29 protein-coding genes are annotated in these 22,915 nt (G+C 64.7%); 13 read left to right on the top strand and 16 right to left on the bottom strand.

Annotation, left to right across the window (positions count from 1 at the left end; translation table 11 throughout):
- Positions 1-76: 76 nt before the first annotated feature.
- From ku to BCCGELA001_RS08050, 6 genes are all read right to left on the bottom strand, one after another.
- Positions 77-1,027: a non-homologous end joining protein Ku gene (gene ku / locus BCCGELA001_RS08075; RefSeq protein ID WP_008561692.1), complete on the bottom strand. Its 951-nt coding sequence runs from the start codon at positions 1,025-1,027 to the stop codon at positions 77-79.
- 226 nt (positions 1,028-1,253) lie between these two features.
- On the bottom strand, positions 1,254-2,618 hold the full coding sequence (locus tag BCCGELA001_RS08070; RefSeq protein WP_060735024.1) for a DUF4403 family protein: 1,365 nt from the start codon (positions 2,616-2,618) through the stop codon (positions 1,254-1,256).
- Between the two features lie 120 nt (positions 2,619-2,738).
- Entirely contained in the window at positions 2,739-3,980 is a 1,242-nt protein-coding gene (locus BCCGELA001_RS08065; protein ID WP_060735023.1) for an alpha/beta fold hydrolase, read from the bottom strand.
- A 46-nt stretch (positions 3,981-4,026) separates the two neighbouring features.
- Entirely contained in the window at positions 4,027-4,305 is a 279-nt protein-coding gene (locus BCCGELA001_RS08060; protein ID WP_236840829.1) for a hypothetical protein, read from the bottom strand.
- A gap of 76 nt (positions 4,306-4,381) precedes the next feature.
- A complete protein-coding gene (locus BCCGELA001_RS08055) occupies positions 4,382-4,711 on the bottom strand; it encodes a hypothetical protein (RefSeq protein WP_060735021.1) in 330 nt (109 codons plus the stop codon).
- 13 nt (positions 4,712-4,724) lie between these two features.
- A complete protein-coding gene (locus BCCGELA001_RS08050; protein ID WP_008561713.1) occupies positions 4,725-5,006 on the bottom strand; it encodes a hypothetical protein in 282 nt (93 codons plus the stop codon).
- A gap of 124 nt (positions 5,007-5,130) precedes the next feature.
- On the opposite strand from BCCGELA001_RS08050, the gene BCCGELA001_RS37875 reads away from it, so the two are divergent.
- From BCCGELA001_RS37875 to BCCGELA001_RS08040, 3 genes are read left to right on the top strand one after another with little or no spacing between them, the layout of a single operon-like run.
- On the top strand, positions 5,131-5,298 hold the full coding sequence (locus tag BCCGELA001_RS37875; RefSeq protein WP_158511611.1) for a hypothetical protein: 168 nt from the start codon (positions 5,131-5,133) through the stop codon (positions 5,296-5,298).
- Positions 5,299-5,351: 53 nt separating this feature from the next.
- Positions 5,352-6,461 (top strand): LysR family transcriptional regulator, encoded by a 1,110-nt coding sequence (locus BCCGELA001_RS08045; RefSeq protein WP_236840828.1) that lies wholly within the window; start codon positions 5,352-5,354, stop codon positions 6,459-6,461.
- Positions 6,458-7,411, top strand: coding sequence for a LysR substrate-binding domain-containing protein (locus BCCGELA001_RS08040; RefSeq protein ID WP_144441202.1), 954 nt, complete (start codon positions 6,458-6,460; stop codon positions 7,409-7,411). The genes BCCGELA001_RS08045 and BCCGELA001_RS08040 overlap by 4 nt, the downstream gene beginning before the upstream one ends.
- A 122-nt stretch (positions 7,412-7,533) precedes the next feature.
- On the opposite strand, the gene BCCGELA001_RS08035 is transcribed toward BCCGELA001_RS08040, so the two are convergent.
- Together BCCGELA001_RS08035 and BCCGELA001_RS08030 are read right to left on the bottom strand one after the other, a co-directional pair.
- Positions 7,534-7,983, bottom strand: a complete 450-nt coding sequence (locus BCCGELA001_RS08035; protein WP_008561720.1) for a lipocalin-like domain-containing protein — start codon at positions 7,981-7,983, stop codon at positions 7,534-7,536.
- Between the two features lie 91 nt (positions 7,984-8,074).
- Positions 8,075-8,665, bottom strand: coding sequence for a hypothetical protein (locus tag BCCGELA001_RS08030; protein ID WP_060735019.1), 591 nt, complete (start codon positions 8,663-8,665; stop codon positions 8,075-8,077).
- Positions 8,666-8,787: 122 nt separating this feature from the next.
- Here BCCGELA001_RS08030 and BCCGELA001_RS08025 point away from each other — a divergent pair, with 122 nt between their 5' ends.
- Positions 8,788-9,408: a TetR/AcrR family transcriptional regulator gene (locus BCCGELA001_RS08025; RefSeq protein WP_060735018.1), complete on the top strand. Its 621-nt coding sequence runs from the start codon at positions 8,788-8,790 to the stop codon at positions 9,406-9,408.
- Positions 9,409-9,445: 37 nt separating this feature from the next.
- Here BCCGELA001_RS08025 and BCCGELA001_RS08020 read toward each other — a convergent pair whose 3' ends face one another.
- Together BCCGELA001_RS08020 and BCCGELA001_RS08015 are read right to left on the bottom strand one after the other, a co-directional pair.
- On the bottom strand, positions 9,446-10,243 hold the full coding sequence (locus tag BCCGELA001_RS08020; RefSeq protein ID WP_008561737.1) for an adenylate/guanylate cyclase domain-containing protein: 798 nt from the start codon (positions 10,241-10,243) through the stop codon (positions 9,446-9,448).
- 75 nt (positions 10,244-10,318) lie between these two features.
- Complete coding sequence (locus BCCGELA001_RS08015) at positions 10,319-10,546, bottom strand: hypothetical protein (RefSeq protein WP_193409767.1); 228 nt, start codon at positions 10,544-10,546, stop codon at positions 10,319-10,321.
- Between the two features lie 230 nt (positions 10,547-10,776).
- Here BCCGELA001_RS08015 and BCCGELA001_RS08010 point away from each other — a divergent pair, with 230 nt between their 5' ends.
- The 4 genes from BCCGELA001_RS08010 to BCCGELA001_RS07995 all read left to right on the top strand — a co-directional run bounded on the left by BCCGELA001_RS08010 (position 10,777) and on the right by BCCGELA001_RS07995 (position 12,163).
- Positions 10,777-11,145, top strand: a complete 369-nt coding sequence (locus BCCGELA001_RS08010) for a rhodanese-like domain-containing protein (protein WP_060735017.1) — start codon at positions 10,777-10,779, stop codon at positions 11,143-11,145.
- An 89-nt stretch (positions 11,146-11,234) separates the two neighbouring features.
- Positions 11,235-11,444: a hypothetical protein gene (locus tag BCCGELA001_RS08005; RefSeq protein ID WP_008561743.1), complete on the top strand. Its 210-nt coding sequence runs from the start codon at positions 11,235-11,237 to the stop codon at positions 11,442-11,444.
- A gap of 86 nt (positions 11,445-11,530) precedes the next feature.
- Positions 11,531-11,710, top strand: a complete 180-nt coding sequence (locus BCCGELA001_RS08000) for a hypothetical protein (RefSeq protein WP_008561745.1) — start codon at positions 11,531-11,533, stop codon at positions 11,708-11,710.
- A 159-nt stretch (positions 11,711-11,869) separates the two neighbouring features.
- Positions 11,870-12,163 carry a hypothetical protein gene (locus BCCGELA001_RS07995; RefSeq protein ID WP_008561747.1) on the top strand — a complete coding sequence of 98 codons (294 nt, stop codon included), beginning with the start codon at positions 11,870-11,872 and terminating at the stop codon, positions 12,161-12,163.
- A 33-nt stretch (positions 12,164-12,196) separates the two neighbouring features.
- On the opposite strand, the gene BCCGELA001_RS07990 is transcribed toward BCCGELA001_RS07995, so the two are convergent.
- The 5 genes from BCCGELA001_RS07990 to BCCGELA001_RS07970 all read right to left on the bottom strand — a co-directional run bounded on the left by BCCGELA001_RS07990 (position 12,197) and on the right by BCCGELA001_RS07970 (position 16,384).
- Positions 12,197-13,393 (bottom strand): adenylate/guanylate cyclase domain-containing protein, encoded by a 1,197-nt coding sequence (locus BCCGELA001_RS07990; RefSeq protein ID WP_008561749.1) that lies wholly within the window; start codon positions 13,391-13,393, stop codon positions 12,197-12,199.
- 105 nt (positions 13,394-13,498) lie between these two features.
- Positions 13,499-14,083, bottom strand: a complete 585-nt coding sequence (locus BCCGELA001_RS07985; protein ID WP_060735016.1) for a HutD/Ves family protein — start codon at positions 14,081-14,083, stop codon at positions 13,499-13,501.
- A 217-nt stretch (positions 14,084-14,300) separates the two neighbouring features.
- Complete coding sequence (locus tag BCCGELA001_RS07980; protein ID WP_008561760.1) at positions 14,301-15,146, bottom strand: SDR family NAD(P)-dependent oxidoreductase; 846 nt, start codon at positions 15,144-15,146, stop codon at positions 14,301-14,303.
- A gap of 1 nt (position 15,147) precedes the next feature.
- A complete protein-coding gene (locus BCCGELA001_RS07975; protein WP_060737550.1) occupies positions 15,148-15,708 on the bottom strand; it encodes a carboxymuconolactone decarboxylase family protein in 561 nt (186 codons plus the stop codon).
- The gene (locus tag BCCGELA001_RS07970; RefSeq protein ID WP_060735015.1) at positions 15,686-16,384 is read right to left on the bottom strand and encodes a TetR/AcrR family transcriptional regulator; all 699 of its coding nucleotides are present in this window, start codon (positions 16,382-16,384) and stop codon (positions 15,686-15,688) included. The genes BCCGELA001_RS07975 and BCCGELA001_RS07970 overlap by 23 nt, the downstream gene beginning before the upstream one ends.
- A gap of 165 nt (positions 16,385-16,549) precedes the next feature.
- Between BCCGELA001_RS07970 and BCCGELA001_RS07965 the strand changes: the two genes are divergently transcribed.
- The 5 genes from BCCGELA001_RS07965 (at position 16,550) to BCCGELA001_RS07945 (ending at position 21,205) form a co-directional block, all read left to right on the top strand.
- The gene (locus BCCGELA001_RS07965; RefSeq protein ID WP_060735014.1) at positions 16,550-17,758 is read left to right on the top strand and encodes an ABC transporter substrate-binding protein; all 1,209 of its coding nucleotides are present in this window, start codon (positions 16,550-16,552) and stop codon (positions 17,756-17,758) included.
- A 4-nt stretch (positions 17,759-17,762) separates the two neighbouring features.
- Positions 17,763-18,656 (top strand): MBL fold metallo-hydrolase, encoded by an 894-nt coding sequence (locus BCCGELA001_RS07960; protein ID WP_060735013.1) that lies wholly within the window; start codon positions 17,763-17,765, stop codon positions 18,654-18,656.
- An 11-nt stretch (positions 18,657-18,667) separates the two neighbouring features.
- Positions 18,668-19,636 carry a Bug family tripartite tricarboxylate transporter substrate binding protein gene (locus BCCGELA001_RS07955; protein ID WP_060735012.1) on the top strand — a complete coding sequence of 323 codons (969 nt, stop codon included), beginning with the start codon at positions 18,668-18,670 and terminating at the stop codon, positions 19,634-19,636.
- 128 nt (positions 19,637-19,764) lie between these two features.
- Positions 19,765-20,301 carry a VOC family protein gene (locus tag BCCGELA001_RS07950; RefSeq protein ID WP_008561787.1) on the top strand — a complete coding sequence of 179 codons (537 nt, stop codon included), beginning with the start codon at positions 19,765-19,767 and terminating at the stop codon, positions 20,299-20,301.
- 91 nt (positions 20,302-20,392) lie between these two features.
- Positions 20,393-21,205: a class I SAM-dependent methyltransferase gene (locus BCCGELA001_RS07945; protein WP_060735011.1), complete on the top strand. Its 813-nt coding sequence runs from the start codon at positions 20,393-20,395 to the stop codon at positions 21,203-21,205.
- Positions 21,206-21,234: 29 nt separating this feature from the next.
- Here the strand turns inward: BCCGELA001_RS07945 and BCCGELA001_RS07940 are convergent, their stop codons facing one another.
- The gene (locus BCCGELA001_RS07940) at positions 21,235-22,791 is read right to left on the bottom strand and encodes a L,D-transpeptidase (protein ID WP_060735010.1); all 1,557 of its coding nucleotides are present in this window, start codon (positions 22,789-22,791) and stop codon (positions 21,235-21,237) included.
- Positions 22,792-22,915 lie beyond the last annotated feature (124 nt).

Raw genomic sequence — 22,915 nt, 5'->3', positions numbered from 1 at the left:
GGCGGGGATCAATCGGCGCGGATCAACCTGGGGCCCAGGGAAATACGATTCGCCTGGCATTGCACTCCCGGATGCTTCAAGCCGACTTCCGCCGCGCCCCCGCCGCTGGCTTCTTCACCGCCGCTTCCTTCGGCTGCTTCTTGCCGGCGATCGGCATCAGCATCTCCTTCTGGCCGGCCGCCGCCTTCCTCGGCTTCTTTGCCGGCTTGCCGGCCTTCGCGCGCGCGGCTTCCTTGCCTGTCTCCTTCCCTGCCTCCTTGCCGACGCTGCGCCGCAGCGCCTCCATGAGGTCGACGACGTTCTCGCCCTTCGGCCGCTCCTTGGGCCGGATCACCTTGCCGGCGCGCTTCTCGTTGATCAGCTCGATCAGCGCGGTCTCGTAATGGTCCTCGAATCTTTCGGGCTCGAAGCGTCCGGCCTTCTGGTTGACGATGTGCCGGGCGAGATCGAGCATGTCCTTGGTGACCTTCACGTCCTGGATCTCGTCGAAATATTCGGCCTCGCTGCGCACCTCATAGGGGTAGCGCAGAAGCGTGCCGACCAGGCCCTTGTCCATCGGCTCCAGCGCGATGATGTGCTCGCGGTTGGTCAGCACCACGCGCCCGATCGCGACCTTGTCCATCTCGCGGATGGTCTCGCGGATCACCGCGAAGGCGTCGTGGCCGACCTTGCCGTCGGGACGGATGTAATAGGGGCGGATCAGATAGCGCGGGTCGATGTCCGACCGCGCGACGAACTCGTCGATCTCGATGGTGCGCGTGGATTCGAGTGCGATCTCCTCGAGCTCCTCCTTGGAGACCTCGATGTACTGGCCTTTCTCGAGCTCGTAGCCCTTGACGATGTCCTCGTTCGTCACCTCGTCGCCGGTCTCCGCGTCCACCTTCACATATTTGATGCGATGCCCGGTCTGCCGGTTGAGCTGGTTGAACGAGATCTTCTCGCTCTCGGAAGTGGCGGGATAGAGCGCCACCGGACAGGTGACGAGGGACAGTCTCAGGAAGCCTTTCCAATTGGCGCGCGGGGCCATTTACGCAGAACTCCGGTTCGAGGCGGCTTGGATTCAAGACGAACGGCCGGCCTGGGTTCCGACATGGCTTGTGGAGAAAAGGCAGAACATCTGCGGGACGGCCAAATCCCGCTCGACCGGTTCGGTTTGGGCCGAAAGCGGCAGGAATCGCGTGCTTTTCGGGTCCCTCATGGGCCGCGGAGCCGGAATCCGCCCCGCGGCTATCGCCGGCGCATTTGCTCGCGCCTCACATGCCGTACAGGATCTTCAGCTCGGCGCTGGCGCGGACCGCGATCACCACGCCATCGGCGAGCAGCGATATGGTCTCCAATCTCGCGGATGCGAGGTTTCCCTCCATGCGAAAGCCGTCATTCAGCGGCCTGTTGAGCCTTGCGTTGGCCGCGCTCAGCAGATTGTCGTAGGCGAGGCCGTAGTCGGCATTGAACTTCGAGCCGAGTGCGGCCGCGATGGGATTGACCAGTCCAGACAGACCTTCGTCAGTGGTCATGACATCGAGGCCGGACAGCCGGATCATGCGACCGTCGGCATCGGCCTGGACCGCGCCGGAGAGGTAGACCCATTTCCCCGCGTCAGCGCCGGTCTCGGCGGAGCCGGCAACGCGCAGGCCGACGACGAGCTTGCCCGATGACGGATATATCTCGACATCCCGAACCGCAAAGCCCGCCGCGGGCGGCATCGCCGCAACCGCCTGCATCAGCCGGTCCTTGAGCACATCATAGCCGATCCGCACCGGCAGGATGACGTCGAACGCGCCGGGCGCGTCAACGCTATGAGCAAGCGGCGGCAATTCCGTTGCAGTCAACGCCGGCGGGTTCTGCCCGATGAGCGTTTGCGCCGTTCCGGACAGTTCGATCGAGCCGCGCAAGGTTCGGGAGCTGGCCTGCATTCCCGCAAAGGAAACGCTTTGCGGCGTCATCTGCAGCCAGACCGCAGGACTGCTCGAAAGCTCGATCGGCTCGAACGCGTGCCGCCAGGCGGCCGCTGCCTTGTCGCGCAGATCGAGGCGGCGCGCTGCCGCCAGCGCGTGCGACCTCACCGTGCCCAGTTCAGACCTGATCCTCGGCTCGGCATATTTCGCCAGCGGAATTTCGTGTCCCATCACACGCAGGACCGGCGGCTCGCTCCATCGAAAGCCGTCACTGAAATCTAGATCCAGCGACCAATCCTGATCGAGCCGCGGACGTGCCGACGCCTCGATCGTGGCGCTGGCCTCGGTCTCGCCATGGATACGCGCGGTGAAGCGATTGGCTCCCTGCCCCTCCAGCGCGCCATAGATCGGCACCGAACCGTAAACGCGGTCGCCGCGGCCATACAGCGACACCGGACCAGATCGCTCGACATAGCCCCACACGTCGCAATTGGCATTGACCTTCCAGAACAAGACACGCCGATGCACGCAGCTGATGCGCTCATCGATGCTGGCAAGCCGACGCGGAATATTCCGCTCGATATCCTCAGCCAGCGCCGGCAGACTGAACTCGAGCGAGGCCGAAAGCCGCGAGTTCGTGCTGAAAGGCACTGCGGCGTCGGGCGCCAGCGGCGGCTTGTCCGCTGCGTTTGCCGCGGAGCAGAGGCCGACAGCGCCGACCAAGGCAAGGCTGGTGAGAAGCGAGTACCGAACTGCGCGTTGGCCACGCTGAAAACATATCGTCGAAACGGAATTCATGATCGAACCTCTGTTCTGGTGTGAAATTTCTGACGGAATCGAGATCTATTGCGCGGCCTCGGCCGCCGCGGCGCCGGCAACCGACCTGCCGCAATCGCTCGGCGCGGGCCGGCCTGCGAAGCGATCCATCATCCAGGCGACCGCTGTATCGGCGCTGTCCCGCGCGACAAATCCGTGGCCCACGCCGGGCACCCACATCATGACGACCTTGCCGCCCGCCTCGCATTGCCGCTGCATGTAGCCACGCGTGACCTCCGGCCGGACGATGTTGTCCTCAGTGCCCTGGGCGAGAAACAGCGGCATCTGCGGCGGCAGCGGGTCCGGGCTGTTGCGCATCGCCAGCGATCGCCAGGGCTGCACGGCAGCGATGTTCGGCACCGACAAGAACTGCTGCTCGAGCGGTTTCTCGGTCTTCTGACGCTCCATGATATCGAAGATCGACTCGATGCACTCGTTCGAAAGCCGGTCGACGGTCGGCATCGCCTTAGGCAGCACGACCTTGTCGATCGGCGCACCATAGACGCGCGACCACGACCACAGCGTCATCGCGGTGAGGTTCTTGCCACCTGCACTGCTGAAGTCGTCATCCATCAACGCCACCAGGGACGTTGCAGGCGCGGCGGCCGCAACACCGACGAGGCGAAGCTCCGGCGCATAGGTGTGCGCGATGAGGCCCGTATAGAGCGACGCCTGGCCGCCCTGCGAATGACCCCATACGGCAAAGCTGCTGCCGCCGCCGACGTCGGGAAGGGTGCGCGCCGCACGCACCGAGTCGATCACCGCCCGCGCCTCGCTGTCGCCGACGAGATAAGGATGCGGACCTGCCGTGCCCAACCCCGGATAATCGGTGGCGGCAACGACGACGCCCTGCTCGATCAGCCGGCGCAGCCCGGCCATCTGCTGGAAGACAAAGATCGCAAGCGAGGGCGCGCAATGCGGCACCACGCCGGTGGTCGGGTGCGCCCAGGCCACGATCGGCCGGCCTCCCGCAGGCGCAGGCCCGGGCGGAACGACGATGACGCCGGACACGGCGATCGGCTCACCCTGCATACCGACCGAACGATAAAGCACCCGATAGGCCTGCGAGCCGGCGGGAGCAAACATCATCGGCTCGGAACGGATCAGCGAACCGGGCGGCACATCGAGTTCACGGGGCGTCGCGCGATAGAACGGCGTTTGCGCGCCGGCATTGCTGATCTGAAACAATAATGACGCCAGGCACACCGCGGCTGCAAGGCAACGCGTCAGTCGCAACTTTCCGGTGCTGGACGGCGAGTAAGCAGTCATGGTCGCCTCATAAGTTCGGAGTTTTGAACGGATGGCGGTCGCCGCGTTACTGATCGTCGCCGGCACGCATGCGTGCCGCTCGCTGGTGCGGCACGTTCGCGTCAGAGAACATGACCTGGTGGCAGGGCTCACTCAGTCTCGGCTCGTTGCCGCGCAGACAGGCGACGATCGCACCGACATTGGGGATGTAACTGCTGCAAAGCCGGAACACGTCCGGGCGGCAGGCTTCCTGCTGCTGCATCGTGCCCTGAGCGGAGGCCGCGCCGCCTTCGGAGGCAATCATCACCAGCGCAGCGCTCATAATCCTGGTTGAATTCCGGAACATCGTTTTCTCCATTGAATGACGGCGTCCTTCGCCATGTGCATCGGTCGATGCATGCGTTGACGCGCAAATACGAAAACTAGATCACTTCGTAGGCGAACAAGGTCGCGACGAGCGTGATGCCGGCCAGACCGCAAAGGAAGATGGCGTCGGCCAGTCGCTCGATACGAGTGCTCAATTGCGCGCGATCCGACCAGCGGATCGACAGGTATGACGTCATCGCGCTCGCCAGGAACGTCACGGCGGCCAATGCAGCGTACTGGTCGACATGCGACGTGCCGTGCCTGAGGGTTGCGATCTTCACCAGGCCGATCAGGGTCGTGCAGACCCCGATCATCGTTCCTGACACCGGCAGGATATGCGACGACAGGCTGTCGCCGCGTGCTCTGACGGCTAATCGATTGGACATGACGCTGGACTGATTATTGCCAGCCGCCGCCGGGGAGCCGGCCGTGATAGGGCGTATCGCGGCAATGACCCCACGGACCATGCCAGTAGCCAGGAGGGCAGCCGTTTGACGCCATGCGCGGGCCATAGAACCCGTTCGGATATGGGCCGCGGCCGAACCAGTGGCAGGCACCGCCCGGCCCGCGATAGCGATTGGCGCCGCAGCCGTCCCGCGCCTCTGCGGGCTGTGCGCCGGCAAGTGCCGTTGCAAGGATGACCGCAATGACGGCTGCGGCGCCGAAGCAGGTCTTAACCATGAGAATTCTCCTTTTTTGCTCATGTGAGGGTTGATGAAATGAAAGAATCGCGGATTGCCGCTTCGTCGCGGCAAACCGTTGAACTATTGTGAGAGACCGACTGTTCGGCGGCTCTTGAACGAGGATGCTTCTGCAAAGCGCCGCGGCACCGATCGGGACGGCGGAGCAGTCCGGACGGATCGTTGCCAGCGCGGGCGGATCAATGATCCAGACCTCGATCAAAAACAAATATGGCCTCGATATAGAGGTATCGGCGGCTGATATGGCCGATCAGGCCGACAAGCGTTCGTGATTCCGGCCGATTGAACCTTTCAGGGCTTCGATCGACAAAGTCCGCCGCACTGCATGCGCAGCTGGCAGAGTGCCGGACCGGCGCCCCGTCGCGGCAACCTACGCGCAACCCCTTGGATCATCGCGACAACTTTGCAGGTGCCGGCTCGCCTGCTGCGTGTAATAGTGCAAACTGACGGCTCCGCGGTCGGAGGGAACGGCACGCGCCAGCCGGGAAAGCGGTCGGGGCGGCACGCGGTCATGCAGTTTCGTCATCTGCGCTATTTCGTGAAGGTGGTCGAAGCCGGCAGCTTCTCGCGCGCCGCCGCGGAGATTCATGTTGCGCAACCTGCGCTCAGTCAGCAGATCGGCGAGCTCGAAGAGCGTCTCGGCATCGTCCTGCTCGAACGAAGCTCGCGCGGCGTGCGGCCCACAGCCGCCGGCGAGATCGTGTTTTGCGAGGCCACGGAAATCCTGCGCCAACTCGAGCAGCTTCCCGGAATTGTGCGGTCGAGCACCGGCGATGTCGAGGGTATCGTCAACTTCGGAATGACGGTGGCGATCGCTGGCGCCCTTGCCGGTCCCGCCGTGGCGGCATGCCGCGAAGCCCTCCCAAAAGTGACCCTGAAATTCTCGGACGGCGACAGCGACGTCCTTCAAGCCCGTATCGAGGCGCAGATGCTCGACCTGGCCGTCGTGTTCGAAGATCACTTCGTGCCGAACTTCTCGCGCTATCCGCTTTATCGGCAACGTCTCTACCTGGTGACAGGTAAGCAGCTGACCGAATACCGCGGCACGATTCCCCTCGAGCAGGTTGCGAGATTGCCGCTCGTGCTCCCGCCACTCCCCAAGCACCGGCGCATCGTCATCGACCGCGCTTTTGCGGAGGCAAGGCTGACCCCAAACATCGTCGCCGAGACGGATGCAGCGCTGAGCGAGCTTTCCGCGGTACGCTCGGGGGTTGGAAGTTCGATCTTCAACGCAGGCACGTTCGAGAACGTCTATCCGGGTGCGTTCGCCGAACCGCTGCTCATCGAGCCGCCGATATTTCTCACATGCTCGCTCGTTTCATCCGGCGATTTCCCGCTTACGCACGCCGGCGAAGCCGTGAAGAACGTCCTGATCCGCTTCATGAAAGACCAGATCGCCGCGAACACGCGGCCCGGCGCGGACCTCATCGCATGATGCAGTACCGTCATCTGCATTACTTCGTCAGCGTGGTAGATGCAGGCAGCTTCTCACGGGCAGCATCCACGATCCACGTCGCGCAGCCGGCGCTCAGCCAGCAGATCGCACAACTCGAGGAGCAGCTCGGCGTGGGCCTGCTCCTGCGTAGCGCGCGCGGCGTTCGCCCGACCGCCGCCGGCGAGGTACTCTATCGAGAGGCATCCTCCATTTTGCGACGGCTGCAGCAGCTTCCGGGCATCGTGCGATCCGGCACAGGACAGGCGAAGGGGATCGTGCGGCTCGGGATGTCGTCGACCCTCCTGACGACCGCGCCCATGGCATTCATGGAGAAATGCAAGGAGTCCCTTCCCGACGTCGTGCTCAAGATGGCGGTTTCCGACAGCCCAACGATCCAGCGGCGCGTGATCGAGCATGAACTCGACCTTGGCCTTGTGCTGGAGGACGAATTCGCTCCGACGGTTGCACGTACACCGCTGTTCAGGCAGCGGCTATTTCTGGTTCGCCATCGCGCGGCGTCGAAAGGCAAGCCGGTGCAACTCGTCGATCTCGCATTGCTGCCGCTCATCCTACCACCTTCCCCGAACATGACGCGCACCGCGCTCGACCGTGCGTTTGCAACAGCCAAGCTCTCGCCGAACGTGGTGATGGAAGCCGACGTCGTGGCAAACATCATTAGCGCTGTGCGGGCGGGCGTCGGCGGCTCGGTACTGCCCAAGGGCGATCTTTCCGACATGTCAGGCGACGACCTCGGCGCGCCGGAGGCGATCGAGCCACCTGTTTATCTGACCTGTTCCATGATCTCGTCCGGCAATTTCCCTTTGACCAACGCAGCTGAAGCGGTGCGAGATCTGCTCGCCCCGTTTGTCGAAACCATCTTGCGTCAAACGCAGGCACCTGGGATCGAATGGATAGACACTGCGCATGCCCCTTCACGCCTATCGCGCTGACACTGTCTCGATGTCCGGCCAGTCATTGGCGCGACAACCGCAGAACACGCAATGCGCTCACCTTTCCACCTCGATACAGTCTCCGCCCCGGCGAGGGTGCGGAGTGGACAGCGCCCTGTTCGTCAGCGGACCCGCTCAAACGTGATGCGGATCTTGGTGCCGTCAGGGCGTTGGAAATTCTCGGTCATGGTGTCGCCGTCGACCACCAGACGCAAGTCCTGCCGCGTCCGGACGCTGCCGATCCAGTTCGGGAAGGTGCAGCCTTCGACCTTGTTGCCGCTGAACTCGCCGTTCTCATCCACCGTGTAAGTCCCGAAGAAGCCGATGCTGCCGGCCATGGCGGCGCGGTTTTCCGCATCCGTGCCCTCGCCCCGCGCGTTGGAGGCAAAGCGCGGGATGTCCGCATCGGTCAGCACCTCGATGAAGTGCATGTCCGGCGTGAAGGTCAGCATCCCGTTCGGCCGCGCGCCATAGGCCGGCAGGTTCTTTCCGTCGGGATCGATCTGGGCGGAGACCATTCTCCAGGTACCGAGCACCTTGTTCGGCGGCGTTGCGTTGACTGGAGCACTCATCAGGCAAACTCCCAAGGTGATCAGCACCAGATGTCGACGGTTCATGTTGGAGTCCTCGGCTACGTCCTGCTAAGCGACCATTTGCTCAACGTCATCGCCCGCCGACGGTTTCGGGCCGCTGCCTCCTCACGAGCCGCAACGACGTATTGGAGGCGCCTCGCAGCCGCGCCAACGTGAGGCCGGCCAAGGCCCGCAGCTTCGCCCGCATGCCGGCGCGAACGACAGTCAGCGCAGGAAGCAGTGCGACCAGCAGGCTGAGACCGATCCAGCGCAGAAGGCGCCCGGCGAGGAAGGCCTGGATGGTCGGGGTCCAGTCGTTCACCACGAGATTGACCGTCGCTGCGAACGCCGCCTTCGCACCGAGGCACAGGACACTGTTCGACACAATCTTCGCCAGATCGAAGCAGGGATGGAACGACATGACGCACAGCAGAATGAGGACGCCGATGTTGCCGAGATATGGCGATCGCAACGCCTTGCCCGCGCGGGCGAGGCTGCGCGCGATGAATCGGCGCTCTTCATGCTCTCTGGGGGAGGCTTGCACGATGCCGGCGTGGCGATGCGCGACGGGATGAGCTGGCCGCACGGCACGCACGCCGGGCGCCGTTCGCAAGCGCCAATGAGGCCTGCCGGTTGCACGCCGGGGCCGGTGCATCGCATTGTCGCGATGAGTCATCGTCATCCCTTCGTCTGGTTTAGACGCGCCTGATCGGCCGAGCCTTGCCGCGCGGCCACACATGCAGTAACTTCGCACTTGATGCGAATATTTATCGCACTGAGTGTAAGTTTGAATGAGGCCGTTTCGTGTCGAAACAAGCCGGAGAGGACGCATCTCCGAAAAAGGAAGGATTGAGGGAGCAAAAGCGCCGCGAGACGTTGCGTCGCATTGCCGACACCGGGCTGAGGCTGTTCCTTCGCAACGGCTATGAGGCGACGACGCTCGACGCCATCGCCGAGGAAGCCGGAATATCGCGCCGGACCTTCTTCTATCATTTCAAGTCTAAGGAAGACATCATCCTGGCCTGGCAAGGCGGCCTTGCCGAAACCATACGGCTCGCCATTCTGGAGCAATCAACCAAGCAGACGCCGCTTGAAGCGGTGAAAAACGCGCTGGTGAAGCTCACCGCATCCTACGAGAACGCCGAGGCCCGCAAGCAGATGATGGCGATCGATCGCTTCATCCGCGCCAATGAGATGCTGCAGGCCCGTAAGGCCACGAAATATGCGCAGCAGGAGCAGGCGGTGTTCGACGCGCTCTGCGCGATGTGGCCGCAGCCGAAGCGGCGCCCGGCCTTGCGCATCGTTGCGATGATGTCCGCCGGTGCCTTTCGCCTTGCGATCGACAATTGGAGCCAGGACGAGGGAAGGCGCCCGTTCGCCGCTTACTTACGGGACTGTTTCGCCAGCATCAAAGCGGAAACTTGAAGCTGGGCACAGCCCTCGCGGCAGCTGTTGGGATCCCTCAGCCCACCACCCGCCACAGCCTCCACCGTTCCGGCACACCCTTCAGCCGGTGCATGCCGTGATCCTTCAGGCTCACCGCCGCCTGAGCCGTCATCAGCTCCTTCACCGCGCTCGACACCAGCACATCGCCGGCACGCGCCTTGGCGGCAACGCGGGTGCAGATGTGGAAGGCGAGCCCGACCATCTCGCCGCCGCTGATGGTGTATTCGCCCGCGTGCAGGCCGACCCGGATCTCGAGGCCGAGCGTGCGCACGGCCTTCTGGATCGCGGCCGCGCAGGAGATGGCAGCGGCGGGTTTCCTGAAGGTCGCGAGCACGCCATCGCCGGTGGTCACGACCTCCTTGCCGCCGCATGTCTTCAGTTCTTTACGGACCGCGGCGTAGTAATGGCCCATCACTTTGGTCCAGCGCGCATCGCCGAGCTTTGCCGCCTTAGCGGTGGAGCCGACGATGTCGACGATCAGGATGGTGGCGAGCGCCTGCTTGAGCTCGGGTCCGCGCGCGGCGGGGCGGCGGCGCAGCACGATGGCTCCCGTTAGCGGCTCGTAGCGATGGCTGCGGCGCCGCGCGATCGCGGCCTTGGCATAGTCCTGCGCGCGCTGCGCGGTGCGGCAGCGGATCGTCTTCTCCTGCGGCAGACGCGACCAGTAGACCTTGCGCGCGGCGCCGGTGCCCTGCACCTCCACGGCGCCCCATTTCAGGAAGATGGTCGAGCCGGTGCGCCTGACGCACCAGGCCTTCGACGTGTACCCGGAGACGTTCGATTGATGGACACCGATGCGAAGGAATTTCGGCATGAACGTGCGACGGAAGACCGTTGGCGTAGCGTCCGCAAAGCGTAATCGCACAACCCCGCGTTGGCAACCGGGCGGCTAACCCGCAAAGCCGCCCTCCGACCAATCATGTTCGGTCCTGGCGGCCGTGCGCGCCACGGACCTCTCGGCATCGGCGCTCGAAGCCTTCTCGGCGCGGCGCTGATAGTCGTCGGCCAGCAGCTTCAGCCGCGTCGCAACCACCTCGTCGGTCATGCTCATCGCAGCGCGCAGCAGGCTCTGCGCCGTTTCCATATATTGCTGGCCTCGTCGTGACATCTGCGTCATGGCATCCTCGCTGGGGCAGCGGCATTGGTCCGAGCCGCCGACGACACCACCCTACGCGTCCCGCGCGGCGATATCTTTCAACAAGGCGCCTGCATTTGCCCATCCGCACGACGCGGCCCGATGCCGCGAACAAGCCGACAAAACGCCGCGCGTGAGCATCCATCGACTGGAGCAGGCACGGTTGAGATCCATGTGCTATCGTCAGGCGGGGGACGGCAAGGGAGAGAGAAATGGCAATAAGCGTCAAGCAAATGCTGGAAGCTGCGAACGCGGCAGTCCCCAAGATCAGTTCTGACCAGGCGGCCGAGATGATCAAGAACGGCAACACGCTGGTCGTGGACGTTCGCGATGCGCCGGAAGTCGCCGCAAGCGGCAAGATCGCGGGCGCCGTGCACGTCTCGCGCGGCATGCTGGAGTTCCGCGCCGATCCGGAATCTCCCTATCACGACAAGGCGTTCGACAAGAGCAAGACCGTCATTCTCTATTGTGCGTCCGGCGGCAGGTCGGCGCTGGCCGGCAAGCTCCTGAAGGATATGGGCTACGAGAACGTCTATAATGTCGGCGGCTTCAAGGATTGGTCGGGCGCCGTCGAGAAGTAGCCGGCCCTCAGGATGAGGTTGCGTTTTGCGGCGGCATCTTAGGCACTTCCTGCGGCGGGCGGCGTTGCGGTCTTTTCGAGGAGGTGCCGATGACCAGGACCAAGACGTCAGACGCGCAAGGCGCAACGACGGCGAGAACGCAGCCCATGCTCAATCCCGGCGACGAAGCCGCGCCGGGAACCACGGGCACCGGCGAAGATGTCTGCCCGGACTGCCACGGCAAGGGGCGCGTCGACGGCGCGCCCTGCGCCACCTGCGGCGGCAGCGGGACCGTCACCCGGGCAGTTGGCGGCGCCTGAGAAACTGCGTCGATCCGGCTTCATCCTGGTAGCAACGATCGGCCGTCCTGCGGGTTGTCCTGTTCGAGGACATCATGAGGCGCGCCATGAGCAAGGAAGCCGGACTGAAGCCCGACGACTTCCCGATCGAAGCCGACAAGGACAAGTTGAAGACGCACAAGGGCGAGCCGGTGGCCTCGGCCGAGACCGAAGAGATCGCGGACGAGATCGCCGACCGGCTGAACGAGCACGCTCACCAGGAAGAGCAGGATCGCTGGTCGGCGTAGTGACGCTACCTTGTGTCATCAGCGGGGAATAGGAACGCCCCGCATTCCCGCGCATTGCCCCGCGCCGGGGTCCCACAATTCCGGCCAATGGCGGCCCCGGCTCGACCCAGCCCCCGGACCAGAGCCGGGGCTGCCTGACGTCAATTCACAGGAGCGGACATGAAAGCACTCGTTCTCGCAGCGCTCATTGCGGCTCTCGGCTCGCCCCTCGCCGCATTTGCCCAAAGCGGCACTGGAGCATCCAGGACCGGATCGGGCATCAATTCCACGGGGACCGGCGCCACGACCGGCGCGGGAGCCTCCAGCCTCAATACGTCCTCGGACAACAACAGCGGCGGCGCCAGCGCACCGGCGAAATCGTCGACGATGCGGCCGGGCGACAACGACCCCGCCAGGCAAACCCAGGGCGGCCAGCAGGCCGAGCCGAACGCCCCCGGTACGAAAAGCAAGTAGACCCCGGCGACGCGTTCGGCAGCCGTCCGCTACTCAGCCCGGATAAGCAAACAGCTCGATCGGCTCGCTGAAGCCGCGCACCTCGTGCCGGCCGACATGGTCCAGCGCGAACTCCTTCTCCACCAGCGCGGCGAAATCGCGCGACAGCAGCACCTTCTTGCCGATCGTCTTGGTCAGCGCCTCGAGGCGGGAGGCCATGTTGACGGCGGGGCCGATCACGGTGAAGTCGAGCCGGCTCGACGATCCGATATTGCCGTACATGACGTCGCCGACATGGACGCCGATGCCGTAATTGAGCGGCGCGCGGCCCGTGCCGTTGTTACGCTCGTTCAGCGCTGCCATGGCCTGGCGCGCCTCGGTCACGGCATGGAGCAAATTGGCGCAGGCATTGGGCTGGCTCAGCGGGAAGATCGCAAGCAGGCCGTCGCCGATGAATTTGAGGATCTCGCCGCCGTGCCGCGCGATCGGCTCGGACATCGCGTCGAAATAGTCGTTGAGCAGATCGATGACGTCGTCGCGCGGCCAATTGTCGGAGATCTTGGTGAAATCCCGGAGGTCGCAGATCATGATCGCTGCGCGCACCGTCGTACCGGTCCCGCGCCTTGTGGCGCCGGCGAGGATCAGTTCGCCGGCATGGGAGCCGACATAGGTCTCGAGCAGCGTACGCGCCAGGCGGTTCTTGATGCGGATTTCGCTGACCAGCGCCAGCACCGGCAGCAGCTTCTTCAGGCCGGCGATGTGGGCATCCTCGAAACCGCCGGGGCGGTCAGTGGCAAAGGTCACGACGTGGCGCTTGCCGAGCGTGTGGAACATCGGCCAGGCCACATAATCGGTCATGCCCAGCGACCGCATGTCGTCATAGAGGGCGTGCTTGCGGCCCAGCGAGGAATCCTGTTCGAGCTTTTCGCGCACCTCGTCGGCGCCGTCATGGATCTCGTTGGCGGCGCTGCCGATATATTCGGACCGCTCGCGAACATTATAGTCGGCGAGCGTGATCTCCGCCTCGCTCTTGCCGTTGGACCACATCATGCGGGCGCCCAGCCATTGCGGATGATGGATCATCACGTGAAGCGTCGACCGCTTGAGCGGGATGCCCGCCTGCTGGAGGCGGATGCACATCTGCGCGAAGATGTTGTCGATGAAGCGCTCGTCGCGCGTGCCATTGGTCAGCCAGTCGATCACGCCATCGGCAGGCGTAGCGGAGGCGGGATGGTCTGATAGCGCGTTCATGTCCTGCCTCTCGAGCGGCGGTCTGCATCGGGGCAGATATCGTGCTCCGGCGTTGCCGCGTCAACCTGCCCGATTGCCGGGCTTGTACGCAGTTTGGCGGGGTTTCTAGCCGACGATGCGGATCGAGGCCAGCACGGCCAGGCCCGCGACGAGCGCAAGCTTCGACGGCTCGGTGAGTTCGGCCTTCAGCGTGCCTTCGCGGGGAATCGCAAAATCCTCGCTGCCAAGACGGATCTGGCAATCGCCGCGCGCGGCGTAGACGAGATGCGTACCCGCGGCAAGCGGTCGCTGGCCGGGCTCCCGGAGCGCTTCGAGCGCGATCTCCGCCGCCCCGCGCCGCGCCATCAGATTCACCACCTCGACCGGACCGGCCTCGAGCGCGGTGACGATCTCCATCTCGCCGGTGAAGCGCACCGTCGTAAAAGGTTCACGTTCGTCGAACTCCTGCGCCGGCGATTTCAGCACCAGCCCGCGTCCGCCGACGACCATCTGCAGGCGGTCGATGCCTGGCATGTAGGAGAACGGACCGGGCGACACGATCGGCGTCGAGGCAAACCGCCAGAGCAGGCTGTCCCAATCCTTCACCGGGCTACCTGCCCGATGGGCATCGGCGATGTCGGTGAAGATGCCGCCGCCATTCTTCCAAGGCGAGCGGGTGTAGTTCTCGGGGTGGAGCAATGTGGTTTTCATGGGTTCGAACCGCCTGGAAAACGCCGGAGTATCGACCAGCGTTGTAGCCCGGGTGGAGCCAAGCGCAATACGCGGCAGCGTCATTCCGGGGCGCGACGAAAGTCGCGAGCCCGGAATCCATCCGTCCACCAACCCTGCTGCTCCATGGATTCCGGGTTCGCGCTGCGCGCGCCCCGGAATGACGACGGTGGTCTATGGCCGTGAACCGCGCTACGCCTCACATCCCACTGAGGCCGCTATCCACCGCGAGCGTCTGGGCGGTGACGTAGACGCTTTCGTCCGAGAGGAAGAACAGCACGGCATAGGCGATCTCCCAGGCGGTGGCCTGGCGGCCGAAAGGGATATGGCCCTTGCCGCGCGAGGGGCGGCCGGCGCCGGCTTCGCGGCCGTTGGGGGTGTCGACGAGGCCGGGATAGACGAGGTTGGCGCGGATTCCGCGGCGCGCGCCATGATGGGCGATGTTGCGCATCAGGCCGCCGAGCGCGGCTTTCGAGGAATCATACACCGCCATCTGCGATCCCGCCTTCAGCGCCGCGATAGAGGAGATGAAGACGATGGCGCCGCCATCGTCGAATTTCGGCAACGCGGCGCGGCAGCACAGCATCGGACCGCGGACGTTGACGTCGTAGATCCTGTTCCACTCCTCGGGACTGACATTATCGAGCCCGACCTTGCCGAAGGTGCCGATGTTCAGCACCATGCCGTCGAGCCCGCCCATGGCGCGATGAGCTTCCTCGATCATGTGCTGGACGTCGGCTTCGCTCGTCACGTCGGCTGTGATGGCAAAGCCCTCGCCGCCTTCATCGGTGATGCGCTTCACCGTCTGCTCGGCCGAGGTTCGGTTGAGATCGGCCACCGCGACCTTTGCGCCTTCGCGGGCACAGAGGATGCTCATGGCGCGGCCGTTGCCGATCGGATCGGTGGCGGCATCGAACACGCGCTGGCCGCCGCCGACGATCAGGATGCGGCGGCCTTTCAGGCGGCCCCTGCCCGGCGCCTCGCCCAGGGACTCCGCGCTGGGCGGACGGACGTAGCGCTCCGGCTTGGTTTCGGTTTCCGTCATCTCAGCCGCCCTGCTTCTTGCCGCCGTCATAGACCTTCATGCCGGCGGCGGGATCGAGATCGGTCTCGGTCGCCTCGGTGAGCCGCGCCATCATCATGTAGAAGCCGAGCGCGACGATGGACTCCACGATCTCCTGGTCGCTGAAATGTTTTCGCGCAGCAGTGAACGTTGTCTCGGGGACGCGGACGTTCTCGACGACCTCGCGGCCCAATTTCAGCAGCGCGCGCTCGGCCTCGCTGAGTGCTGGGGCATCGTAATCCGCGCGCTCGACGGCATCGATCTGGGCTTGCGTGCAGCCGACGCCGAGCGCGATCGGCACGTGCTGGCGCCATTCATAGGCGCCGCCCTCCAGCTGCGCCGCCTGCAGAATCAGGAGCTCGCGATTGACGGCAGAGAGCTTTTGCTTGTGCAGGATCGAATTGCCGAGTCGCATCGCCGGGATCATGTTGGCTTCGGCATGGGCCATCATTCGGAAGATGTTGAGCTTGACTGGCATGCGGTCGAAAGAGGCGCGGATGTCGCCGCTCGTCGTCTCCGGATCAATCAGGGGCAGCCTTGCCACGGTTCTCTCCCTTGGGCTTTCGTTTCTTGTTGTCGGCCTCGTTGCCTGCCGCGATCAGCGACAGGAAGAAGGCGAGATAGCGGTCGATCGCCTCGATCACCTTCGGCCGCGGCGAGGGCGCCGCGCCCATCACGTAATGCTCTAGCCGAATGTAGATGAGGCCGGCGGCGAACAGCCGCGCGGTCTCGCGCGGATCGGGCGTCGAGATCAGGCCGGCGAGCGCGAAACCGCGAAAATAGTCCGTCATCATGCTCTGCTCGCGCGCGTAGAAATGATCGGCGAATTTGGCGCGGATGCCGGGCACGCGGTTGCGCTCGGCAGTGATGACCTTCTGGAACTGGTGCTCGCGCGGATCGGACCATTGCTCGACGAGATCCAGCGCGAACTGACGGCAGAACGCGGCGGGCTGGCGCGCGAGCTGCTTGTAGCGCGGCTCCTCCAGCCGGCTCGCCGAGCTGGCCGGGCCATGCTCGGACACGATGGCTTCGAGGATCGCGGCCTTTCCGGAGAAGTGATTATAGAGGCTGCTCTCGCGGATGCCGACGCGGCGCGCCAGCTCGCGCATCGAGGCGCCGCCATAACCGCTCTGCGCGAACAGATCGAGCGCCTCGGCGAGGATGCGATCACGGGTCGTGGGCGCAGCCGCGTCCGTGGCGCTGGAGGTGTGAACAGCCATGCGACTTGACTAACGAACGATCGTTCGCTAGTCAACCGTACGAACGATCGTTCGTTTGCAAGTCTGGCAGCGACGATCGCCGTCCGCAAGTCCGCTTCGGGCGTCGTTCTCGCGTTTCAACTCCGCTCCACCGAGAAGCGGAGAGCAATTTCAGGGAGATTTTTCATGGCGCGCCTTGCCCGCCTTCGCCTGCCCGCGGCCTGCTTCCTCCTGCCGCTGCTCGCGGCCACCGCTCAAGCCCAGAATGCGAAGTACGATCCCGGCGCCGACGACAAGACCATCAAGATCGGCACCACGGCGCCGCTGAGCGGACCGGTGTCGGCCTTCGCGCAGATCGCGAAGTCGGCAGAGGCCTATTTCCGCAAGGTGAACGACGAGGGCGGCGTCAACGGGCGGCGCATCCAGATGATCATTGCTGACGATGCCTACAGCCCGCCGAAAACGGTGGAGCAGACCCGCCGCCTGGTCGAGAGTGAAGAGGTGCTGCTGATCTTCGGCGGCGTCGGCACGCCGACCAACAGCGCCGTGCACAAATATCTCAACGACCGCAAGGTGCCGCAGCTCTTCCTGGGGTCGGGCGCGGCGAAGTGGGACGATCCCAAGAATTATCCATGGACCGTCGGGTGGCAGCCGACCTATCGGGACGAGGCGATCGCCTATGCCAGATACATCAAGGCCAGCCACGCCAACGCGAAGGTCGGCGTGCTCTACCAGAACGACGACCTCGGCAAGGACTATCTGAAGGCGCTGGAGGAAGGGCTCGGCGGCGGTGAAGCCATCGTCGCGCGCGCAGCCTACGAGACCTCGGCGCCGACCGTCGACACCCAGGTCCTGCAACTGAAGACCGCCGGCGCGGACGTGGTGCTGGTGGCGGCGACGCCGAAATTCGCCGCGCAGGCAATCCGCAAGATCGGTGAGATCGGCTGGAAGCCCACGACCATCATCTCCAACGTCTCGGCTTCGATCAGCGGCGTGCTGGAGCCGGCCGGCAAGGACAATTCCACGGGCGTCATCTCCAGCCAGTATCTGAAGGACGCGACCGATCCGGCGCTGAAGGACGATGCCGGCTACAAGGAATGGCTCGCCTTCATGGACAAGTACATGCCTGAGGCCAACAAGAGCGACTGGCTCAATGTCTATGGCTACACCATCGCGCAGACGCTGGTGACGGTGCTGAAGGCTTCCGGCAACGACCTCACCCGCGCCAACGTGATGAAGCAGGCCACGACAATGAAGGACGTGCGGCTGCCGATGCTGATCAACGGCACCGCGGTCAACAACTCGCCCGAGCGCCATACGCCGATGACGAGCCTTCAGCTCATTCGCTTCGACGGCACGCGCTGGGTGCCGTTCGGCGACCTCCTGAAGAACTGAACCGATGCGAAGCTTGCGGATCGGCAGCATGCGGGTCGATCTCGTCAGCGAGATCCCCGCGCTCGCCTTCGACAAGAGCTGGCTCTTCGCCAACGTCACCGATGAGGTGATCGCGGAGAACCGGAGCTGGCTCGATCACCGCTATATTGAGCCGGAGACCGGCCGCTTCATCCTCAGCCATCACTCCTACCTGGTGCGCGCGCCGCGCTGGACCGCCATCGTCGATACCTGCTGCGGCAACCACAAGAAGCGGCCGCGCGTGCCGGCGTGGAACGACCTCGACCAACCCTACCTCGACAACATGCGGGCGCTCGGCGTTGCCCCTGAAGAGATCGACTTCGTGATGTGCACGCATCTGCATGTCGATCACGTCGGCTGGAACACGCGGCTCGTCGACGGCCGCTGGGTGCCGACCTTTCCCAACGCGCGCTATCTGATGGGCCGCGCCGAATATCGGCATTTCGAGGCCGCGCACAATGCCGCGCCGAAGAGCCCGGTGAACCACGGCTCGTTCGCGGATTCCGTGCTGCCGGTGGTTGCGGCCGGCCTTGCCGAACTGGTCGAGACCGATCATCGTCTGTTTAGCGATCGCGACGCTGCCTTGCGCTTTGCGCCGGCGCCGGGGCACACCGCCGGCAACATGCAGATCCATCTCAACGGCGGCCACGATCACGCGGTGATGTCCGGCGACGTCATCCATCATCCGATCCAGTGCGCCGCGCCGTGGCTCTCCAATGCCGCCGACGTCGATCCGGCCGCCGCGATCGCGACGCGGCTTGCGCTGCTGGAAGAGCTTGCGGACACGCCGAGCTATCTGCTCACCGGCCATTTCCCGGCGCCGACCGCGGGCCGCGTCGTTAGGCACGGCGAAACCTATCGCTTTCGTTTTGAGGATTAGGGGGGACCATCATGAAGCTCAGCACCGTCACGCTCTCTCTGCTCGCATTGCTGTCGGCGGCATTGCCGGCGCGCGCCGAGGATCCGGCCGCCTACCCCACGCGCAAGATCAGGATGCTGCTGCCCTATGCGGCGGGCGGCGGCGGCGACGTGGTCGGCCGGCTGCTCGCCGACAAGATGGGCAAGATACTCGGGCAGACCATCTATATCGAGAACCACACGGGCGCAGCCGGCACGCTCGGCACGCAGATGGTGGCGACGTCGCCCAATGACGGCTACACCATCACCGTCGGCGGCATGACCACCCATGTGCTCGCCCCCGCGATCTATCCGAAGCTGCCGTACGATTCGATCAAGGATTTCACGACGATCGGGCGCGTCGGGACGTCCTCGATCATGCTGGTGGCCACCAAGACCTTTCCCGCCAACGACATCAAGGAACTGATCGCGCTCGCCAAGAAAGGCGAGCCGGTCCAATACGGCAGCTGGGGCGTCGGCTCGACCGGGCAATTCTGCGCCGAAATCCTGATGCAACAAACCGGCATCAAGATGGATCACGTGCCGTTCAACGGCATCGCCAAGCTGGCCGGCGACTTGCTCGGCGGCCATATCTCGCTGGCGACGCTCGACATGGCAACCGCGACGCCGCTGGTGAAGGACGGCTCGCTCAAGGCGCTGGCCGCCTGCGGCGAACGGTCGCCAAGCCTGCCCGATATCGCCAGCTACAAGGAGCAGGGCGTGCCGTTCGACCGCAGCCTATCCTGGGCGATGTATGCGCCCGCCGGCGTCGCGCCGCCGATCGCACAGAAATTGTCGGCGGCCCTGAAGGACGCGCTCGCCGATGCCGAGGTGAAGCAGAAACTCTTGGGGCTCGGCATCACCGCGCAATTCGTTCCCGGCGAGGAGCAGCGCGACATCAATGCCCGCGACATCGCGGCCTGGAAGCAGGTTGCCAAGGACGCCGGCATCGAGGTCAAGTGAAGAGCGGTGCCCTTGCACATGAAGACAGCTTGGCGAGGAGCTTGCTCGCGGCCCATCCTTCGAGACGCCCGCCTGCGGCGGGCCCTCAGGATGAGGTCGCGCTTTGCGGCAAAGACAGGAGCGCGGGCATGAGCCGCATCTTCGGCGCGGTGCGCCAGAACGGATATGTGGTGCGGGACATCCACGCCGCGATGAAGCACTGGATCGAAATCATGGGCATTGGCCCCTGGTATTACATGGACCGGGTCAAGACAGACTGGTTTCGCCATCGCGGCCGGGATTCCGCGTTGGAGATGAGCATCGCGCTGGCCAACTCCGGCGATCTCCAGATCGAGCTGATCCAGCAGCGCAACGACGCGCCCTCGCTGTACAAGGAATTCCTCGACGCCGGGCACGAAGGCCTGCAGCACATGTCCTATTGGAGTCATGACTACCAGGCGCTCTACGACAAGGCGCTCGGGCTCGGCTACAGGGTCGGCCATGAAGGCCAGATCGGCGGCGACAAGGGACGCTTTGCCTATTTCGACACGCAGGCCCATCCCGGTACGGTGATCGAGATCTCCGACATCAGCGGCACCAAGGGACCATTCTTCGAAAAGGTCCGGCAGGCCGCGCTGAACTGGGACGGCACGCGGCCGATCCGCGAGGTCGGCGGCGCGAAATAAGGCTTGATCACCAACTGCCGATTTCCCGGCCCGCTGAGGCAGCGGTCCGTGGTAGGGTGAGCCTCACGTCCGAACCTTCAGCGAGGCAATCATGTCCGACACTGACAAGGTTTTCGCCGGCTCGATCCCGAAGCTCTACGACGAGCATCTCGTCCCGATGATCTTCGCCTTCTATGCAAACGACATCGCAAGACGCATCGCCCCGCTCTCTCCCTCCGCGCTGCTCGAGATCGCGGCGGGCACCGGCGCGGTGACGCGCGCAGTGGCGACGGCGCTGCCGCCCGGCATCCGCTATGTCGCGACCGATCTCAACGAGCCGATGCTCGCGATCGCAGCAAAGCGTCAGGCGGACGATGATCGCATCACCTGGCGCCAGGCGGACGCCTTGGCGCTTCCTTTCGGCGATGCCGGGTTCGACGTGGTCTGCTGCCAATTCGGCGCCATGTTCTTTCCGGACCGCGCCAAGGGCTATTCGGAAGCGAAGCGCGTGTTGAAGGGCGGCGGCACGTTCCTGTTCAATGTGTGGGACCGCATCGAGGAGAATGTGTTCGCCCATGATGTCACGATGGCCCTCGCCAAGCTGTTTCCGGATGATCCGCCCCGCTTCATGGCGCGGACACCGCACGGCTATTTCGACCAGGCGATCATCCGGGCCGATCTCAAACGCGCGGGCTTTGGCGACGTCGCGATCGAAACACTGGCAGCGACCAGCCGCGCGGCGACGCCTGAGCTCGTGGCGCTCGCCTATTGCCAGGGCACGCCGCTGCGCGGCGAGATCGAGGCGAGGAGCAGCAGTGATCTTCAGGCCGCAACCGATGCGGTCGCGGATGCGCTCCGCGCGCGCCATGGACCTGGACCGGTCGAAGCCAAGATTCAGGCCCTGGTGATCACGGCGCGGCTATAAGGGCTGCGCCGCGGGCAAACTCGGCATCCTTACCAGAAGCCCCGCGGCATGGGCTGCGTCGACTGATAATACTGATACTGGCCGCGCTGACGGCGCGGATTGGCCGGCTGCACGTAGGGATCGCGCGGGTAGAAGAAGCCGAAGCCGTTGCCGCCATTGTCCCAGCCGTCGTCGCTCGCGACCATGGCAGGCGCGGTCGGCTTGCGCGTGATGAAGCCGCCTTGCGGCTGGTTGCTCAGCACCGCGACGAATTCGGTGCGGTAGTTGGTTTCAGCGCTCAAGGGCTCGTCGGAGATGACGATCGACGAACGCGGCAACGCGGTCGGCCCGATGCGATCCCATACCTCCTGGGGAATGGTGATCCGGTCGAGCGCATCCCTCGCCTCGTCGCCGTTCTCGATCGTGACGACGCTCCAGCGCAGGCCTGCATCGGTCTTCGCCATCGCCGTGAAGATGTGCGTGCCGAGCGGCCGGTCGGGATTGCGGATCGTGACGGGGACCTCGATGCTGGTGTCGAACACCTCGCCGCCGCCGTCGGGCGCCGGCTTGTGGGTGTTCCGCCGCACATAGAGCTTCTGCGTGGAGCGGCTGATGTAGACCGAGACCGGCTCGAGCGCGAGCTTTGCGTCGGTCGCCGCCTTCACGGCGTCGGTCTTCCTGGCCGCCGTCGCCTTTGCAGCCTCCTTCGTGGCGGCGACCGCATCGCGCTTCGGCTGCGCGGCCGCCTTGGCGGCATCAAGCTGCGTCGACGCGTCCGCGGCCTTGGCAGTGGCCTTCTGCTTCAGCTCCTCGGCCTTGGCACGCGCCTGGTCGGTCTTCGCATTCGCCAGCGTCTTGTCGGCGAAGGCGAGCTCGGCATCCGCGCGGGCCTTCTGCTGCTCCAGCTTGCGCAGCGTCGCCGGGAGGGACGTTGCTTCCTTTGCGGCTACCGACGCGGCCTTCTTGGCTTCATCGGCGGCGCGCGTCGCCTCCTCGGCCTCAGCGGCGAGCTTGCCGATACGGCTCGGTGCCGCCGCGATGGCCTCCTGCTTGGGCACGAACAATGAGGGGTGCGAGATTTCGGTCGGGACCGTATCTTCCGGCGAGACGATCACCCGCATTCCGATATAGGTCTTGTCGAACACGTTCTCGGCGAAGCCGAACGGAAGCCGCACGCAGCCATGCGAGGCGGCATAGCCGGGCAGCGGTCCGCCATGCAGCGCGATCCCGTTCCATGTGATGCGCTGCATATGCGGCATCCACGCATCGTCATACATGCTCGAGCGATGCTCCCGGTTCTTCTCGAGGATGGCGAACACGCCGGCCGGCGTCTCGCGTCCCGTGGTGCCGGTCGACACCGGCGCGCGAGCGATCCAGCCGTCCGCATCATAAAAGGTGATTTGCTGGCTCTTGATCGACACGATCGCCATGATGGGCTCGCCGGCCACGCGCTGGGCCACCGCCTCGGCCACTTGACGGGCCTGCTTGGCTGCAGTCGCCGGGGCCGCTCCCGCAAACAGGGCCAGCGTCGCCAATGCTACAATCCCGGCAGGCCCCCGACGCCGCATCGCCCTGGTGGATCGCGTCGTCGTCGATCGGTTTTTCATGCCATCCTCGGTCGAACTGCCAGTCTGCTGGTGTCGCTCAGAATATCAATTTGCGATCTCTGGATTAAGAAAGCGCAGCCGCCTTACGTTCCGTCTGTGGCGAGATTCGGCACGTTCCGGCGAC

The organism is Bradyrhizobium sp. CCGE-LA001 (assembly GCF_000296215.2).
Taxonomy (GTDB): Bacteria; Pseudomonadota; Alphaproteobacteria; order Rhizobiales; family Xanthobacteraceae; genus Bradyrhizobium.
The sequence above is the reverse complement of the archived record's forward strand: the minus strand, read 5'-3'. Positions and strand labels throughout refer to the sequence as shown.

Bases quoted from the DNA above. Each gene is read 5' to 3' on its own strand.
- ku (WP_008561692.1), bottom strand. From the start codon at position 1,027: ATGGCCCCGCGCGCCAATTGGAAAGGCTTCCTGAGACTGTCCCTCGTC.
- BCCGELA001_RS08065 (WP_060735023.1), bottom strand. From the start codon at position 3,980: ATGACTGCTTACTCGCCGTCCAGCACCGGAAAGTTGCGACTGACGCGT.
- BCCGELA001_RS08060 (WP_236840829.1), bottom strand. From the start codon at position 4,305: ATGTTCCGGAATTCAACCAGGATTATGAGCGCTGCGCTGGTGATGATT.
- BCCGELA001_RS08055 (WP_060735021.1), bottom strand. From the start codon at position 4,711: ATGTCCAATCGATTAGCCGTCAGAGCACGCGGCGACAGCCTGTCGTCG.
- BCCGELA001_RS08050 (WP_008561713.1), bottom strand. From the start codon at position 5,006: ATGGTTAAGACCTGCTTCGGCGCCGCAGCCGTCATTGCGGTCATCCTT.
- BCCGELA001_RS37875 (WP_158511611.1), top strand. From the start codon at position 5,131: ATGCTTCTGCAAAGCGCCGCGGCACCGATCGGGACGGCGGAGCAGTCC.
- BCCGELA001_RS08045 (WP_236840828.1), top strand. From the start codon at position 5,352: ATGCGCAGCTGGCAGAGTGCCGGACCGGCGCCCCGTCGCGGCAACCTA.
- BCCGELA001_RS08040 (WP_144441202.1), top strand. From the start codon at position 6,458: ATGATGCAGTACCGTCATCTGCATTACTTCGTCAGCGTGGTAGATGCA.
- BCCGELA001_RS08035 (WP_008561720.1), bottom strand. From the start codon at position 7,983: ATGAGTGCTCCAGTCAACGCAACGCCGCCGAACAAGGTGCTCGGTACC.
- BCCGELA001_RS08030 (WP_060735019.1), bottom strand. From the start codon at position 8,665: ATGACGATGACTCATCGCGACAATGCGATGCACCGGCCCCGGCGTGCA.
- BCCGELA001_RS08020 (WP_008561737.1), bottom strand. From the start codon at position 10,243: ATGCCGAAATTCCTTCGCATCGGTGTCCATCAATCGAACGTCTCCGGG.
- BCCGELA001_RS08015 (WP_193409767.1), bottom strand. From the start codon at position 10,546: ATGACGCAGATGTCACGACGAGGCCAGCAATATATGGAAACGGCGCAG.
- BCCGELA001_RS08010 (WP_060735017.1), top strand. From the start codon at position 10,777: ATGGCAATAAGCGTCAAGCAAATGCTGGAAGCTGCGAACGCGGCAGTC.
- BCCGELA001_RS08005 (WP_008561743.1), top strand. From the start codon at position 11,235: ATGACCAGGACCAAGACGTCAGACGCGCAAGGCGCAACGACGGCGAGA.
- BCCGELA001_RS08000 (WP_008561745.1), top strand. From the start codon at position 11,531: ATGAGCAAGGAAGCCGGACTGAAGCCCGACGACTTCCCGATCGAAGCC.
- BCCGELA001_RS07995 (WP_008561747.1), top strand. From the start codon at position 11,870: ATGAAAGCACTCGTTCTCGCAGCGCTCATTGCGGCTCTCGGCTCGCCC.
- BCCGELA001_RS07990 (WP_008561749.1), bottom strand. From the start codon at position 13,393: ATGAACGCGCTATCAGACCATCCCGCCTCCGCTACGCCTGCCGATGGC.
- BCCGELA001_RS07985 (WP_060735016.1), bottom strand. From the start codon at position 14,083: ATGAAAACCACATTGCTCCACCCCGAGAACTACACCCGCTCGCCTTGG.
- BCCGELA001_RS07980 (WP_008561760.1), bottom strand. From the start codon at position 15,146: ATGACGGAAACCGAAACCAAGCCGGAGCGCTACGTCCGTCCGCCCAGC.
- BCCGELA001_RS07970 (WP_060735015.1), bottom strand. From the start codon at position 16,384: ATGGCTGTTCACACCTCCAGCGCCACGGACGCGGCTGCGCCCACGACC.
- BCCGELA001_RS07965 (WP_060735014.1), top strand. From the start codon at position 16,550: ATGGCGCGCCTTGCCCGCCTTCGCCTGCCCGCGGCCTGCTTCCTCCTG.
- BCCGELA001_RS07960 (WP_060735013.1), top strand. From the start codon at position 17,763: ATGCGAAGCTTGCGGATCGGCAGCATGCGGGTCGATCTCGTCAGCGAG.
- BCCGELA001_RS07955 (WP_060735012.1), top strand. From the start codon at position 18,668: ATGAAGCTCAGCACCGTCACGCTCTCTCTGCTCGCATTGCTGTCGGCG.
- BCCGELA001_RS07950 (WP_008561787.1), top strand. From the start codon at position 19,765: ATGAGCCGCATCTTCGGCGCGGTGCGCCAGAACGGATATGTGGTGCGG.
- BCCGELA001_RS07945 (WP_060735011.1), top strand. From the start codon at position 20,393: ATGTCCGACACTGACAAGGTTTTCGCCGGCTCGATCCCGAAGCTCTAC.
- BCCGELA001_RS07940 (WP_060735010.1), bottom strand. From the start codon at position 22,791: ATGAAAAACCGATCGACGACGACGCGATCCACCAGGGCGATGCGGCGT.